This window comes from Paenibacillus apiarius, from assembly GCF_017052585.1.
GTDB classification, from domain to species: Bacteria; Bacillota; Bacilli; order Paenibacillales; family Paenibacillaceae; genus Paenibacillus_B; species Paenibacillus_B apiarius.
The window spans coordinates 1608967-1624414 of record NZ_JAFFHZ010000001.1 but is presented as its reverse complement, the minus strand read 5'-3'; the positions used below and the strand labels follow the sequence as shown (position 1 = coordinate 1624414).

The 15448-nt window shown below is 52.3% G+C and carries 13 protein-coding genes; all 13 read left to right on the top strand.

All coding sequences use genetic code 11. The annotated features are described in order from the left end of the window. Positions 1 to 277 precede the first annotated feature (277 nt). The 13 genes from JSQ80_RS07430 to JSQ80_RS07370 all read left to right on the top strand — a co-directional run bounded on the left by JSQ80_RS07430 (position 278) and on the right by JSQ80_RS07370 (position 15431). Positions 278 to 2524 carry a hybrid sensor histidine kinase/response regulator gene (locus tag JSQ80_RS07430; RefSeq protein ID WP_206094905.1) on the top strand — a complete coding sequence of 749 codons (2247 nt, stop codon included), beginning with the start codon at positions 278 to 280 and terminating at the stop codon, positions 2522 to 2524. A 36-nt stretch (positions 2525 to 2560) separates the two neighbouring features. Further along, a complete protein-coding gene (gene citD, locus JSQ80_RS07425; protein WP_206094904.1) occupies positions 2561 to 2854 on the top strand; it encodes a citrate lyase acyl carrier protein in 294 nt (97 codons plus the stop codon). Next, positions 2855 to 3718 (top strand): citrate (pro-3S)-lyase subunit beta, encoded by an 864-nt coding sequence (citE, locus tag JSQ80_RS07420; protein WP_206094903.1) that lies wholly within the window; start codon positions 2855 to 2857, stop codon positions 3716 to 3718. A 26-nt stretch (positions 3719 to 3744) separates the two neighbouring features. Beyond that, complete coding sequence (gene citF, locus JSQ80_RS07415; protein WP_206094902.1) at positions 3745 to 5301, top strand: citrate lyase subunit alpha; 1557 nt, start codon at positions 3745 to 3747, stop codon at positions 5299 to 5301. A gap of 69 nt (positions 5302 to 5370) precedes the next feature. Beyond that, positions 5371 to 6531, top strand: coding sequence for an NAD(P)-dependent malic enzyme (locus JSQ80_RS07410; RefSeq protein ID WP_206094901.1), 1161 nt, complete (start codon positions 5371 to 5373; stop codon positions 6529 to 6531). 112 nt (positions 6532 to 6643) lie between these two features. Beyond that, entirely contained in the window at positions 6644 to 7684 is a 1041-nt protein-coding gene (gene citC, locus JSQ80_RS07405; RefSeq protein WP_206094900.1) for a [citrate (pro-3S)-lyase] ligase, read from the top strand. Then, positions 7681 to 8241 carry a citrate lyase holo-[acyl-carrier protein] synthase gene (gene citX / locus JSQ80_RS07400; RefSeq protein ID WP_240463590.1) on the top strand — a complete coding sequence of 187 codons (561 nt, stop codon included), beginning with the start codon at positions 7681 to 7683 and terminating at the stop codon, positions 8239 to 8241. Before citC ends, citX begins: the two co-directional genes overlap by 4 nt. Positions 8242 to 8268: 27 nt before the next feature. Continuing rightward, the gene (locus JSQ80_RS07395; RefSeq protein WP_206094899.1) at positions 8269 to 9999 is read left to right on the top strand and encodes an NAD-dependent malic enzyme; all 1731 of its coding nucleotides are present in this window, start codon (positions 8269 to 8271) and stop codon (positions 9997 to 9999) included. Positions 10000 to 10002: 3 nt separating this feature from the next. Next, a complete protein-coding gene (gene citG, locus JSQ80_RS07390; RefSeq protein WP_240463589.1) occupies positions 10003 to 10908 on the top strand; it encodes a triphosphoribosyl-dephospho-CoA synthase CitG in 906 nt (301 codons plus the stop codon). A gap of 633 nt (positions 10909 to 11541) precedes the next feature. Then, entirely contained in the window at positions 11542 to 12198 is a 657-nt protein-coding gene (locus tag JSQ80_RS07385) for a response regulator transcription factor (RefSeq protein ID WP_206094898.1), read from the top strand. A gap of 2 nt (positions 12199 to 12200) precedes the next feature. After that, on the top strand, positions 12201 to 13652 hold the full coding sequence (locus JSQ80_RS07380) for a sensor histidine kinase (protein ID WP_206094897.1): 1452 nt from the start codon (positions 12201 to 12203) through the stop codon (positions 13650 to 13652). Further along, positions 13649 to 14410, top strand: a complete 762-nt coding sequence (locus JSQ80_RS07375; protein WP_206094896.1) for a hypothetical protein — start codon at positions 13649 to 13651, stop codon at positions 14408 to 14410. The genes JSQ80_RS07380 and JSQ80_RS07375 overlap by 4 nt, the downstream gene beginning before the upstream one ends. Before the next feature lie 151 nt (positions 14411 to 14561). Further along, positions 14562 to 15431, top strand: a complete 870-nt coding sequence (locus JSQ80_RS07370) for a carbohydrate ABC transporter permease (protein WP_206094895.1) — start codon at positions 14562 to 14564, stop codon at positions 15429 to 15431. Positions 15432 to 15448: the final 17 nt, after the last annotated feature.

Genomic DNA, 15448 nt, shown 5'->3' with positions numbered 1-15448 from the left:
GGGCTTCCATTGTAGCCGCAATCACGGCTTTCTCGATCCCGACAAATGTATCGAAAGCGAAAATCTTTAAAAAATTTTAAGATGATGCCAGAATACTTTAAGATTTTCGTTCTACGATGGGTATATCTCGAGATCAGCAGATTCGTTAAGAATGATTTTACAAGTCGGAATCTGGGAATCGCTTAAAAATTACTTCACATTCGTCCATAATGGAATCAGGTTGCCTCCATCCGGATGAAGTGGGCGACTAGATGATGGCCCGGAGAGGAAAAACGATATGTATTTCAAACTTGACAAGCTGCGAAACAAAAAAAGTTTGCTGTATTTCATTATGCTGTTGGCGCTTCCGGTTGCCTTTCTGCTTCTTGTCTGGATGGCCTATGGTTCCTATGTCAATGACGAACGGACCGTGATCACTCAGCAACAGCAGCAGCTTTTGACGATCGCCAAATTGACCGCCAGGAACCTGGAGGTGTCCTTTAAAGAGCAGGTCCACAATCTTGAAATCGTCGCGGGAAACCGCGGTGTTGCCCTCGGAATGGCCAATGCCGATCCGTTGCCGGTAAAGCAGGCGATTGAAGCTTATTACATGGCAAAAAATCAAGGGGTTGAAAGAATTTACGTTATTAACAAAGAGGGAAAAATGGTAGGTATTTTTCCCGAAACCTCCGGTACCGTAGCGGGGGCCATTCGGACAACCATTGAAGATGAGATTCAAAATGTTCTGAGGGAAAAACAGGCTCTGATCGGAGAGGCCAAGTTTGAACAACCTGGAAGATACATTACAAATATTTACCAACCCGTGTTTCTAGATCAGGAATTTGAAGGTATTCTCGTCAGTTCGGTTGATCTGAACGCTGTATATGAACTTCTGGTCAAGCCGTTCCGAGTCGGCAAGAAGGGCTATGTCCACGTGAAGAACGATGAGGGGGTTTACCTTATGCATCCTAATTCGTGGAATATAGGGAAATCCCTGGAGAGTCTGAAAATTGCTTATCCCGAACTGGATTTTAGGGATCTGGACAAGTTAATGGATTTGCAGTTAAGCGAGGAAGAAGGTTCGGCGGTTTACCATTCCTATTGGTGGATGGAGCAGAGCCTGGCGAAAACCAAAAAGTTTGAAGCTTTTTCCAAGGCTCACTTTGACGGTTTTTTTTGGATCGTCGCCGTAGCTATGGACTATGATGACGTGAAGGGGCCCATCGCCCAAAATCGTTTCAAAAACATGGAGATTTATGCCATGATCTTACTAATTTTATCCGGTGCCATCTTCATGGTCATGAAGGCTCAGAAAAATAAAAAAGCCCTTGAAGTGGAAACGAAGTATTTGAGGGAGCTGAACGTCACTCACGAGCAGATAAGGAAAAAGGATCTGCAGCTGCTGCACGCTCAAAAGCTTCAGGTTATCGGTACGTTGACCGGTGGAATCGCTCATGATTTCAATAACTTGCTAACCCCGATTTTGGGGTATTCGGAAATCATGCTGAACAAGTTTAGTCCTCAGGATGAAATGTACGATTATGCGAACGAAATCTATGAAGCGTCTGAAAAAGCCCGGAATATAATCGAACAAGTGCTTGTCTTTAGCCGTTCGGACAACGGGAAAGGCAAATACGAGCCCGCAAACGTAGCCGCACTGGTTGAGGAAACGTTGAAACTTGTCGAGCCGATCATAACGCCAAATATTGATGTCGTTTTTGAAAAGCTCGATGGCAGTGCCGTCATGCTGGCTAATAAAGTGCAGATCCATCAGGTAGTATTAAATCTTTGCACCAATGCGTATCAGGCAATGAAGTATCAAGGCGGGACTTTGAAGGTCAAGGTGGAAACGCTCTCTCTCCACGAGGCCCGAAAAATAAATGAATCCGCACAGGACGCTCCACGCTTTGTCAAAATATCCGTTTCTGATACGGGATACGGCATGAGTAAGGAAACGATGTCCCGAATCTTCGATCCGTTCTTCACGACGAAGCAAACCGGAGAAGGTACAGGACTTGGGTTGTTCATCGTGTACGGAATCGTCGAGAATCATAAAGGATTTATAACGGTGGAAAGTGAATTCCGAAAGGGGAGCGTCTTTTCGGTTTACATTCCTCAAGCCACACTGCAGGTGAATGAAGGCCAGTCTTGTCCCTTGCCTGTTCCTACGGATTCAAAGACCGTTCTACTTATCGATGACAAGATCAAGGTTTTGAAAGCGATGAAAAAAGGTCTTGAGCCCTTCGGCTTTAAGGTACACTCCGAATCGAGCAGCGTTGAAGCGATCAAAACATTCGAATTGAACCCGACAAAGTTCGACGTTGTCATTACCGATCAAGCCATGCCCTATATTAAAGGCCTGGATTTGGCGGAACGGATGAAAACGCTAAACCCGGAAATCAAGGTCATCTTAGTGACCGGATTTGTGGAGGAAAAGGTCGTGGAGTCCATGGAACGGTTCATCATAGACGATTACATGTGTAAGCCGGTAACCGGATCGGAACTGGCGAGAAAGATCAAAGAGCTGTTCCAATCCGGAGGCTAAAGGCAATTAACAGACATGGTTAGCGAGGTGTTCACTTTGGAGATTAGCAAAGTAGGGATAGCGGGTACGCTTGAATCAAGCGATATCACGATATCCATCGAACAAAACGAAGGCAAGGGCATCGAAATCGAGCTAGTCAGCACGGTGGAAAATCAGTTCGGCAATCAGATTCGCAAAGTCATCCGGGAAACGCTGGAAAACATGGGGGTAGCGGATGCGCTTGTACGCGCCAACGACAAGGGCGCACTGGATTGCACCATACAGGCGAGGGTCAAGACAGCTGTCGGCAGAGCGGTCCATGATAACTACCATCCATGGGAGGCGGAATAAATGCAAAAGCTTAGACGAACGATGCTCTACGTTCCCGGCAACAATCCCGGCATGATTCGGGATGCCCATATATACGGCGCGGATTCGATCATGATCGACCTTGAGGATTCGGTTTCGTTACACGAGAAGGATGCGGCGCGTCTGCTCGTATACCATTCATTGAAAACGTTCGACTTTGGCGAGACGGAGGTGCTCGTTCGGGTCAACGGCCTCAACACTCCTTACGGCAGGGACGATTTCGAGGCGATCGTGCGGGCGCAACCGCATGCCATCCGATTGCCGAAGACGGAGACAGCCGACGATGTCGTCGAAGCGGACGAATTAATCACGGAGATTGAGCGCAGGATCGGCATGGAGCACGGCACGATCAAGCTGTTCGCCGCGATTGAAAGCGGCAAGGGCGTGTTGCACGCCGAGCGCATCGCCACGTCCAGCAGCCGGCTCATCGGGATTGCCCTTGGCGCCGAGGATTTCGTAACCGATCTCAAAACGACTCGTTCGGCCGACGGCATTGAGCTGCTGACGGCCCGCAGCATCATCTTGTTCGCCGCAAGGGCGGCGGACATCGATGCGATCGACACCGTCTTCTCGAACGTCAAGGATGAGGAAGGCTTTGCGAACGAAGTGAAGCTGATCAAGCAGTTGGGCTTTGACGGCAAGTCCATCATTAACCCGCGCCAAATTGAGATCGTCAATCGCATTTACACGCCCACGGAGGACGAAGTACGCAAAGCCCTGCGGGTCATTGAAGCCATCGAGGAAGCGGAAGCCAAGGGCTCGGGCGTCATCAGCCTGGACGGCAGGATGATCGACCGTCCGATCGTCGAAAGAGCCCGTAGAGTTCTCAGCTTGGCCAACGCGTAAAAATAACATGGAATAAGGTGAATGTGATGCATAACGAGGCAGGAAGAGAAATTCCCTTGCATATCGACGGGCTCGGCTCGCTGACCCCCTATCATAAGAAACAGGTCAACGGCCAGTATAAGAATACGGAGCGGCTCAAGGACCGCCAGCAAAATCCCGCCAAAAACAAAATCATCGCTTCGATTGAAGCTGCCATTAAAGCGACCGGCTTAAGAGACGGGATGACGATCTCGTTCCACCATCATTTCCGCAACGGAGACTATATCGTCAATATGGTCATCGATAAAATCGCCGAGATGGGCATTCGCGACCTCGTGCTCGCGGCCAGCTCGCTTACGGATATCCATGCTCCATTGGTCAAGCATGTGCAGAACGGCGTCATCCGCAGAATTGAAACGAGCGGCCTAAGAGGTGAGCTCGCGCAAGCCTATTCGCACGGCCTGATGGACATTCCCGTCGTCATCAACTCCCACGGCGGCCGGGCGCGGGCGATCGCATCAGGAGAATGCCCGATCGACGTCGCGTTTCTCGGCGTGCCTTCGTGCGATCCGTACGGAAACGCCAACGGCTATTCGCGGGGCAATGCCGCCGCTTCCGCCTGCGGCTCGCTGGGCTATGCGAAAGTGGATGCGCAGCACGCGAACCATGTCGTCATGGTTACCGACAACTTGGTCCCGTACCCCAACGTTCCTTTCGGCATCCCGGAATCGCAGGTCGATTACGTCGTCGGAGTCGATTGCATCGGCGACCCGAAGGGAATCGTCTCGGGAGCTACCCGGTATACGAGCAATCCGAAGGACCTCCTGATCGCCCGCTATGCCGCAGACGTTATCGAGGCTTCCGGTTACTTCCTGGACGGATTCTCGCTGCAAACCGGATCGGGCGGCGCTTCCCTTGCGACGACGCGGTTTTTGCGGGACAAGATGCTGGCGCACAATGTCAAGGCAAGCTTTGCCCTTGGCGGTATCACCCAACAGATCGTCGATCTGCACGAAGAAGGCTTGATCCACCGGCTGCTCGACGTGCAGAGCTTTGACCTGAAAGCGGTGGAATCGCTTAAGAACAACCGCTTCCACCATCAGATCGACGCCGAGTATTATGCGAGCCCCGACAACGAGGGATGCGCGGCGCACCAGCTCGATGTCGTCGTACTGAGCGCGCTGGAAATCGACCTTGATTTCAATGTGAATGTTATCACAGGATCCGACGGCGTGATTCGTGGCGCTTCGGGCGGACATTGCGACACCGCGGCTGGAGCTTCCGCCTCGATTATTGTCGCTCCGCTGATCCGCGGCAGAATGCCCACGATTCTCGACAAGGTCAATACGATCATTACCCCAGGCCATACGGTCGACGTGCTCGTCACCGATCAGGGCATCGCGGTCAACCCGCTGCGGGACGACCTGCTGCACAACCTGAAAGCAGCCAAGCTTCCGGTAGTGACGATTGAGGAACTGAAGGAAAAAGCAACCCGCATCATCGGAAATCCCGAGCCCATCCAATGGGAGGATAAAATTGTCGGCGTTGTCAAATACCGCGACGGCTCGGTCATCGACGTCATCCGCCAGGTAAAAAACAAATAAGAACGGGCGTTTCTGATCCTATCGAAGAGGAGGCCGTATTGAACCTGCTGTTCAATACGAAATAAAACAATGAGCATAAAAGAAGTGGCGTTAAAAGCGCATAAGGAAAGCAACGGAAAGCTGCAAATCGCAGGAAAAATGCCCATCAATACCAAAGATGATCTGGCCATTGCGTATACGCCGGGAGTAGCCGAGCCATGCAAAGAAATCGCCAAAGACAAAAGCAAAGCTTACGAGTATACGATCAAAGGCTGCACCGTTGCCATTCTTACGAACGGAACGGCGGTTTTAGGGCTTGGCGATATCGGTCCGGAGGCGGGATTGCCCGTAATCGAAGGCAAGGCGCTGCTGCTTAAGGAATTCGGCGGCGTGGATGCGTATCCGATCTGTATCGACAGCTCTGACCCGGATGAAATTGTCAGAACCATTCAAGTCATCGCTCCGGGCTTCGGCGGCATTCATCTGGAAGACATTAAAGCGCCGGAATGCTTCTATATCGAAGACAAGCTGAAAGAGCTGCTCGATATTCCGGTCTATCACGACGATCAGCACGGCACGGCCGTCGCGGTATTGGCTGGCTTGTACAACGCGCTAAAGATCGTCAATAAGTCGCTTGATAGCGTAAACATCTTGATCAACGGCGCAGGCGCATCGGGAATTGCCATTGCGAAGCTATTGCTTGCAGCTGGAGCCAAGCATATCGTATTGTGCGATATCAACGGGGCCATTGTCGAGAACGACGATTCCATTAACGACGCGCAGAAAAGTATGGCGAAGGTTACGAACCGAAGTCTCGAAACGGGCCCGCTTGAACAGGTCATCAAAGGCAAGGACGTATTTATCGGCGCATCGGTGGAAGGCGTGCTAACGAAAGAAATGGTGCAAACGATGAATCCGGACAGCATCATTTTCGCGCTTGCCAACCCGGTTCCGGAAATTTTGCCGGATGAAGCGTTTCAGGGCGGCGCAAGAATTGTGGCCACCGGGAGATCGGATTTCGACAATCAGATCAACAACCTGCTGGTGTTCCCGGGTATATTCAGAGGCGCTCTGGATGTCAAAGCAGCCGCTATTACCGATGAAATGAAGCTCGCCGCCGCCAAAGGAATCGCCGAATTGGTGCAGGATGATGAGCTGAACGAGCAATATATCGTCCCGGACGCACTGGATAAAAGAGTAAGTACCGCCGTCAGCGAAGCGGTCAAAACGGTTGCCCGGCAACAGGGGTAGCAAGATAATAATCGGCCCTCCCACAGCTCCAGCGGCGGGATAATTATGGGGCGCGTATTCGTCCATACCTATACAGGGACGGGACGCGCCTTCCTTTATTGGAGAGAATGCCATGTGGACAGATCAACTGCAGGAACAGGTTCTAAGGCTGGAATCTGGGCGCGATATCAGCGGGCTTCAGGCGTTCCTTGGCACGCAGGGACTGACGGTGGACAAGGAAATGGAATATGCCGTGGCCATCGTGGACGACGGCCGAATGGTGGCCACGGGCTCCTTCTCCGGCAGGGTGCTGAAATGCATCGCCGTCGATGACGAATATAAAAGCCAAGGGCTTTCGGCCCGGGTCGTCACGCATCTGGTGAACGAAGAATACCGGAGAGGCCGGACGCACCTGTTCATTTTTACCAAGCCCGAGAACAAGCGGATATTTTCCGGTCTCGGCTTTCATGCTATCGCCGAAGTGCCGCCTAAAATCGTGCTGCTGGAGAATCGAAGGGACGGCGTACAAAAGTATCTCGATAACGCCCTGCGCGAATCCGGCGAAGCGGTTCCTTCGGCGGCGATGGTCGTCAACTGCAATCCGTTTACATTAGGACACCGGTACTTGATTGAATATGCCGCCGCCAGGTGCAAAAGGCTGCATGTGTTCGTCGTCCGGGAGGACAGGTCGATTTTTCCGTCGGAAATCAGATACAGGCTGGTGCAGGACGGGATCAAGCATCTGTCCAACGTAGTGCTGCATTGGGGCAAGGATTATATCATATCCGACGCTACCTTTCCGTCTTATTTTATGAAGAAGTATGAGGACGTGGCGGAGACCTATGCCAAGCTTGACCTGACCCTTTTTACCCGATATATCGCGCCTTCTTTGCGGATTGAAAAAAGGTTTGTAGGCGAAGAACCGTTCTGCGAGGTTACCCGCGCCTATAACCGGATCATGAAAGAGATGCTTCCTTCCTGCGGAATCGAAGTGGAGGAAGTGCCGAGATTGGCAGCCGGCGGAGTGGCCATCAGCGCATCGAGAGTCCGGGAGCTGATTCGTAAGGGCGATATGAATGCCGTACAAGACCTGGTCCCGGAGACGACCTATACGTTCCTGATGTCGCCGGGGGCCGGTGAACTTATTCGTCGTATCCGGGGAGAGACGCCATGATGCAAGACGTTGAAGTAACCCTTGAACAGATGCTGCTGGCCCGCGAAGACAGGGCGGCCACACAAAGAAGACTTCTGGAGACCTTCTCGCTGCCGTTAATTTCCTTTACGGTAAACATCCCCGGTCCCCGGAAATCCACTTCGATGAGCAGGCAAATTTTCCAGGAGGGGTATCAGAGCCTGATTCATCGACTGACAATGAATCGAATATCGCCGGTCTATCTGGAAACTTATAATCTTGCGACAGGTTCCGAAGCATTTATTGTCGTCGATGCGGATGAACGTGCGGTCAAGGAGCTTCTCATATCGCTGGAGAACCTACATCCCCTGGGCAGATTGCTGGATATGGACGTTATCGGGCGCAACGGAACGATTATATCCAGAGAGGAGCTGAGTCATCCCAAGCGCAAGTGCCTGCTGTGCGAACAGGACGCGCACGTATGCGGACGGAGCAGGGCGCATTCCATAACCGAGCTTTTGCACGCTATTCAAAAGATCGCGGACGATTATTTTCAGAAGGAAGCCGTACATGCAAGAACTACGGAGTTTGTCTGTTAACTATAATGAAGAAAGAGGGAAAATCGAATGGCAGCTCTACATCTTCCAACCACTGAGCGCGATGAAGCATCCGTCGTCTGCGGGAAAGAAATTCTCGCCAAGCCGTTACTCAATAAAGGCGTGGCCTTTACGCTGGAAGAGCGCAAGAAATTGAAGCTCGAAGGATTGCTGCCCCCCATCGTGCTGACCTTGGAAGAGCAAGCCAAACGGGCCTATGAGCAATTTCTCGCGCAGCCGAACAAGCTGCGGCAGAACATCATGCTAAACGATCTGGCAAAGCGAAATACGGTTCTGTTCTATCGTCTGTTGAGCGATCACATCAGCGAGATGCTGCCCGTTATCTACACGCCGACGGTTGGGGAAGCGATCCAGAATTACAGCTTGGAATACCATAGCCCCGACGGTGTGTACCTTTCGATCGACGACATCGGCGGCATGGAGGAGACATTCGCCCATATCGATGCGAAGCCGGACGATATCGATCTGATTGTCGCCACCGATTCCGAAAGCATCTTGGGGATCGGCGACTGGGGAGTAGGCGGCATTAATATTTGCATCGGGAAGCTGGCGGTTTATACGGCAGCCGCAGGCATCCATCCGGGCCGGGTTCTCGCAGTCGTGCTCGATGCGGGGACGAATAACGAGAAGCTGCTCAAGGACCCGCTTTATATCGGCAACCGTCATGAGCGGATCAAAGGAGAACGGTATATGGCATTTGTCGCTACCTTTATTGCCAAGGCGCTTGAGCGGTTCCCGAACGCCCTGCTTCATTGGGAAGACTTCGGCATCGTGAACGCCCGCAACATTATCAAGTCCTACAAGGATCGAATCCTCACGTTCAATGACGATATTCAGGGCACGGGCGCGGTTACGCTTGCCGCCATCTTATCGGCGCTCAAGCTCACGGGTGTTCCGCTGCGGGAGCAGCGGATCGTTGTCTTCGGCCCCGGCTCGGCGGGCACCGGCAATGCCGATCAGATCAGCCGGGCGATGATGGCGGACGGACTTTCCGAAGAGGATGCGTACGATAGATTTTGGGCCATTGATCAACGCGGGCTGTTAACGGACGAGATGGACGGAATACTGGAATTCCAGCGGCCTTACGTTCGAAAAGCCGATGAAGTGGCGGACTGGAAACGCTGCGAGAAGGGAACCATTCCTCTGCTGGAAGTCATTCGCCAGGTGAAGCCCACGATTCTGATCGGCACATCCGGCGTGGCCGGCGCTTTCACGGAAGAAATCGTCAAAGAGATGGCGAGGCACGTGGAACGGCCCATCATCATGCCGATGTCTAACCCGACAGCTTTAGCGGAAGCGGCGCCGGGCAGCTTGATCGAGTGGACGGACGGCAAAGCGCTGATCGCCACGGGCAGCCCGTTTGAGCCTGTTGCGTATAAAGGAACGGAGTATGCGATCGGGCAATCCAATAACGCGTTCGTGTTTCCCGGCCTCGGCCTTGGCTCCATTGTCGTGAAAGCCAGGCTGATCACGGAAAATATGTTTACGGCTGCCGCATCCGCCGTAGCCGGTCTTGTCGATATTACCAAGCCCGGCACATCCTTGTTGCCCAAGGTAGAGGATCTTCGCAGCGTGTCGAAAGCCGTAGCTATTGCGGTGGCGAAGGCCGCGATGAAGGATGGCGTAGCGGGCGCTCCGACGGACCATATCGAAGAAGCGGTGCAAAACGCCATGTGGGAGCCGGTTTATAAGCCTCACATCGGAAAAAACCAATTCCATTTTGGCTTAGGAGAAAGGTGACCTATGATGGCAGAGGTTGAGCTTTGCGAGAAGCTGGGAAAAGATGCGGTGCTGGCGCTGCTGCTGGAGGTTTCCGCCAGTCCGAAGCCGGGTTTGGTTGACCGGTTCAATCGGGGCGCGCATAATGACATGGACTTTCTCACCTTTATGGAGAGCTCTGCCGCCCTTTATTCCTATTTCGTCAAGTGTGCCCGGTTGGGAGCGGAGTTTCGCGGGGACCATCCGCAGGAGCTTTTCAACAGCCTGCGGCCGCTTGGCATGGCGGCCGAACAAGCCATGTTTGACGCTACAGGCGGCGTAAACACCCACAAGGGGCTGGTGTTCTCACTTGGGATCATCTGTGCCGCCGCAGCTTGCTGTATGGTGGAGCAGCAAAGGGCCCGTGTGGATGAAGACGCTCTTTGCGAGCGAATATCCAGGATGACGGCGGGTTTGTGCTCGCGCGAGCTGGATTCCTTGAAGAAGACGGAAGGGCTGACCAACGGGGAAACGCTGTACAGGAAATTCGGCTTGAAAGGAATCCGCGGAGAAGTGGAGAACGGATTTCCTACCGTAAGGAACTGCTCGCTTCCGGCGTTCCGGCATTTAAAATCCCAGGGTGCTTGCCACATGAACGATAGATGCGTGCAGACGCTGCTCCATTTGATGACCGTAAACGAGGACACAAACATTGTCGCCAGACACGACATGGACACACTGGCGATTGTCCAAGGGCAGGCTCAGCGCGTTCTGGACGCCGGCGGCATGCTGACGGACCAGGGCAGACAAATGGTATGCGAGCTGGACGAGGACTTCATCAAGCGAAACATCAGCCCCGGCGGTTCGGCGGACCTGCTCGCGGTCACCATCATGCTGGACCGCATTTGCAGCGAGGGAACAGAACGTGCATCTGTGCTGCGCGAAGATTAAATATAACCGTTACCGTAAGTGAAACGATCGGTTGCCGTAATCCTTTGGCAACCGGTCTTTTACGTTATACGAAGCTTTACCTCCCGGAATCTTCTAAGAAGATTGGACCGGAAGCATCCCGTTTGATGATCTTGCTGTCGCAGTTTTTTAGAGAGAGACAGGAGTCCATAAGTTCTGCAAATGGAGTACATATCATGCGTTAGTGGGATAAATGTATAGATTTTTAGGCTAAGGAGGCGATTCGTGCGCTTAAGCAGCTTCGCCTGCAACGGCTCCGGTTCAGAGCTCACGCGGGAGCCAGTGCTGTTGTCATCGCAGCCGTTGTTGCTTCGACGGCGGCCATATCCGGTACGGCAGCCGTAGCGGGAAAAGCGATCTCAGATATCCACCGGGGGCAAGTCAGCGACGTTACGGCTTATATGGGGGATGCGTTTCGAGATACGACGATAGGAGCCGTATCCGGCGCTATATTTGGTCCCTTTGGGGGGATTTGGGCTTTCATAGGAGTCCGGATTATTATAGTATGAGGAAGAATAAAGGTACTGGGGAGGATTGGTCAAGACCCCATTTTATTGCCATTACGCTTGAGATTGATAGATTGATATTATTATGAGTCGGGAGTGCGGGTACGCTTTGAGCAGAAGAATTTTAATTGTTGAAGACGATGAGAATATTTCCAAGATTATCAAGATGAATTTGAATATTGTCAATTATGATACGGCTGAGGCGTATGACGGGCATGAGGCGTTGGCGCGGATTCGGAAGGAAAGGTTCGATCTGGTGCTGTTGGATGTCATGATTCCGGGGATCGGCGGGTTTGAACTGATGGAGGAGCTTCAACCGTTCAATGTTCCCGTCATTTTTTTGACTGCGAAAAATTCGGTGTTTGACAAGGTGAACGGCTTGAAGCTCGGGGCGGAGGATTATATCGTGAAGCCGTTTGAGACGCTTGAACTGCTTGCGCGTATCGAAACGGTGCTGCGAAGATGCGGCCGGGAGGAGACGGCGCTCGCCTGCCATGAGGTTGAGGTGCTGCTGGACCGAAGAGAGGTCACGCTTCGCGGGAAGACGGTAGAGTTGACGATGAAGGAGTTCGAGCTGCTTGTCGTACTATTGAAAAATAAAAATATGGCGCTTTCCCGGGAACAATTGCTGGATAAAGTGTGGGGAAGAGACTATTTTGGCGACACGCGAACGGTGGACATGCATATTAAGTCACTCCGCAAAAAGCTGGAGCTCAAGGATCAGATTAAAACAATTTATAAAGTCGGCTACCGCCTGGAGGCGTAGGGATGAAGTTTTGGCAGAAGATTTGCCTGTTCTCCATCCTGGTGTTTGTCGTTATTTTCAATCTGGCCTCCGTGTTCATCATTGAACGCAATCATGGCAAGCTGCTGAAGCAAGAGATCAATGCGACGCTAAGGGAGAGCCTGAGCATTCGTTCGACGGTGGAGACGATTGTGCCGATTTTGAAGATATACCATTCTCTCGATTATGAAAAAACGGTGCTCTCCAATACCGGAACTGATTTTATGGCGCGGAACAACGATCCTCATCTGTATTTGCAGATAACGCGCGAACCGGATCATCATACGGTGTACAGCAGCAGCGCGGACGCGGGTATGCCTCATCCCCGGCGGGAACTGCTTGATACCCCCTTGGACGAGATTCGGTACATGTTGAGCGATGCCGATCAGCGCACGATGCTGTTCACGGTGTCCCAGATCGAGATCAATCAGAAGCGGTATGCGATCAGCTACATGAAGGATGTTACGCCTGTGTATGCGGAGCGGATGGAACAATATCAATTTTTCCGGCAAGTCGATATCGCCGCCTGCCTCATCTATATGATTCTGATGTTTTTCATTAGCAAAGGGCTGACGAAGCCGATTGAAAACATGGTCGGAACCGCCCAGGTCATTGCCCAGGGGGACTTCTCGAAGCGGGTGGAGATAAGTTCGCAGGATGAGATCGGCAATCTGGCGACCCATTTTAACGGTATGGTCGCGGTGGTGGAGGAGAAAATCAAGGCGCTGGAGATGAACAATCTGGAGAAGCAGCGCTTTATTCACAACCTTACGCATGAGTTGAAGACGCCGCTGACTTCAATTATCGGCTATGCCGAGTTTTTGCGGGTGACCAAATATGATGAGCGCGTATTCGTGGACGGTCTGGATGTAATCGGAAGCGAGGCGAGGCGGCTGGAGTCGCTTGCGGCAAAGATGATGGATCTGATTGTGCTGCGCGGCGATGAGGTGGAGATGCGGCGGGAAAATCTGAGAGCCGTCATTGGCGAGATGGAAGCGGCGCTCGCCTTGAAGGCGGAGGAGAAGCAAATTGAGCTTGTCCTGGAGTGCGAAGATTGCTGGTTGCGGATGGAGAAAGATTTGATGAAGGTGCTTATTTTCAATCTGGCGGACAATGCGATCAAAGCGTCTTCCGCGCAAGGGCGCGTCACGATTAAGGTGTACAATGATAATAAGCGGCGCATTGTGGAAGTGGCGGATCAGGGCATCGGGATGTCGCAGGCGCATTTGGCCCACATCTTCGAGCCATTCTATGTGGCGGACAAAGCAAGGACGCGCAAATCTAACGGCGCGGGCCTGGGGCTGTCTATCTGTCACAGCATCGCGCGGATTCACCGCGGGACGTTCGAAGTCATCAGTGAAGAAGGGGCCGGGACAACGATCAAAGCGGTGTTCGAGGACCGGCAAGAGGAAGTCGAGGCGAAGGCGAACCGATGAAGATGAGAAAACTTGCAAGTATCGGGACAGCATGCATGCTGCTGCTTGCCGGCTGCGGGGGATGGTATGAACCCGTCGACAAGGATACGGTGATGGCGCACAAAATCGGGCCGGCACAGGCGAAAAAACGGCTCGCGTATCCGGGAACGTTGGCGGAGGACACGGTAAAAACGTTAAGCGTGAAGGCAGTGAATACGTATTTTGGCGCTGATCTTACGCTCGAGGACACGCGCATTGAGCTGGAAACATTTGATCCGGATCAGGTCAGAAGCTGGTTGAAAGAGTTAAAGGGCGACGAAGCTCTCCTCGATGATGAGTATAACACCCAATTAAGCGACCTTCCGAGCGGCGTGAATACCGCTATTCTCATCAATCGGCATGATCCGTCGATTCACTATATCGTCTCCTTGAATGCTAGCGATGGCGATATTTTGGCTCTCCGCCAATATAGCGGTTACCGCTCCGGCTCCACGGGTGGGGGGGCTCTCGGCAAGCATAAAGCGGGCGCGATCGCCAGACAATTCCTGGAACGGGGCGGCGCGGTGAATTGGAGCGAGCTGGAATGGAGAGAGTATCCGGTGAACGGGGAAGAGTATACGCTTTTGTGTTATCGCCATAAGCAAACCCGTGTCATCAAGTATATTGTGGGGATCGATACCCGCACGAAAGAGGTATTCAGTTTCAGCAAAGACATTATGGCCGTGACATCATATTTTTTACAGGTGATTTCAAATCCAACGTATTCTATGCCAACGTAGCCCGCGGCGATTTTGGCGCAAGCCCTCATCTTGAAGAAGATGAGGGCTTATTTTTTTTCGGAGCGATTTTACAACTTGATTACAACTTTACCTAACTTCTCATATATGCCGGGAATATGATGGTTGTACGACAACATAGGAGGGCTGAAGTATGAAAATGTGGCGTTCCGCTCAAAAGGAAATCGGGATCGCCGTCTGTTTCCTGGCGCCGAGTGCGGTCGGTTTTTTTCTGTTCTATGTGATTCCATTCGGTCAAAGCATCCTGTATTCCTTTCAGAGCGGACCGGATCGCGAGATATGGACGTTCGCCAATTATGAGGCGCTGTTCCGGAGCGCATCGTTCCTCAAGGCGGCAGGCAATACGCTTCGTTTTACGGCCATGGGCGTCCCGCTGCTTATCGTGGCCTCGCTCGGTACGGCGCTGTTTCTCCATTCGCGGGTATTTTTCCGGAAATGGCTGCGGACGGCTTTCGTCTTGCCGCTCGTCGTTCCAGTGGCTTCCATTGTGCAGGTCTGGCAGATTTTTTTCGACTGGAATGGCGCGTTGAATGTCGTGCTGGAGCGGTTCGGCATGTCCCGCATCGATTGGATGAGATCGGATTGGGCGATTGCCGTTGTTGTCCTGATTTATATTTGGAAAAACATCGGCTATAATGTCGTGCTTTTTTTGGCTGGGCTGCAGAATATTCCGGATCAGTATTATGAGATTGCCGATCTTGAAGGGGCGGGAAGGCTCCGCAAGTTGTGCAGCATTACGTTGATCTATTTACTGCCCAGCATGTTTTTGGTCATCCTGATGTCGATCTTGAATTCGTTCAAAGTGTTCCGGGAGACGTATTTGGTCGCCGGCGATTATCCGCATGACAGCATCTATATGCTGCAGCATTACATCAACAACATGTTCGCCTCGCTCGAAGTGGAGAAACTGTCCGCCGCAGCGTGCCTGATGGCGCTTTGCATCTTGGTGCTCGTCTTTGCGCTGCATCGGGTCGAGCGGTCATTCAGGTCATTTATGGAATAGAGGAGGGAGGAGCGACC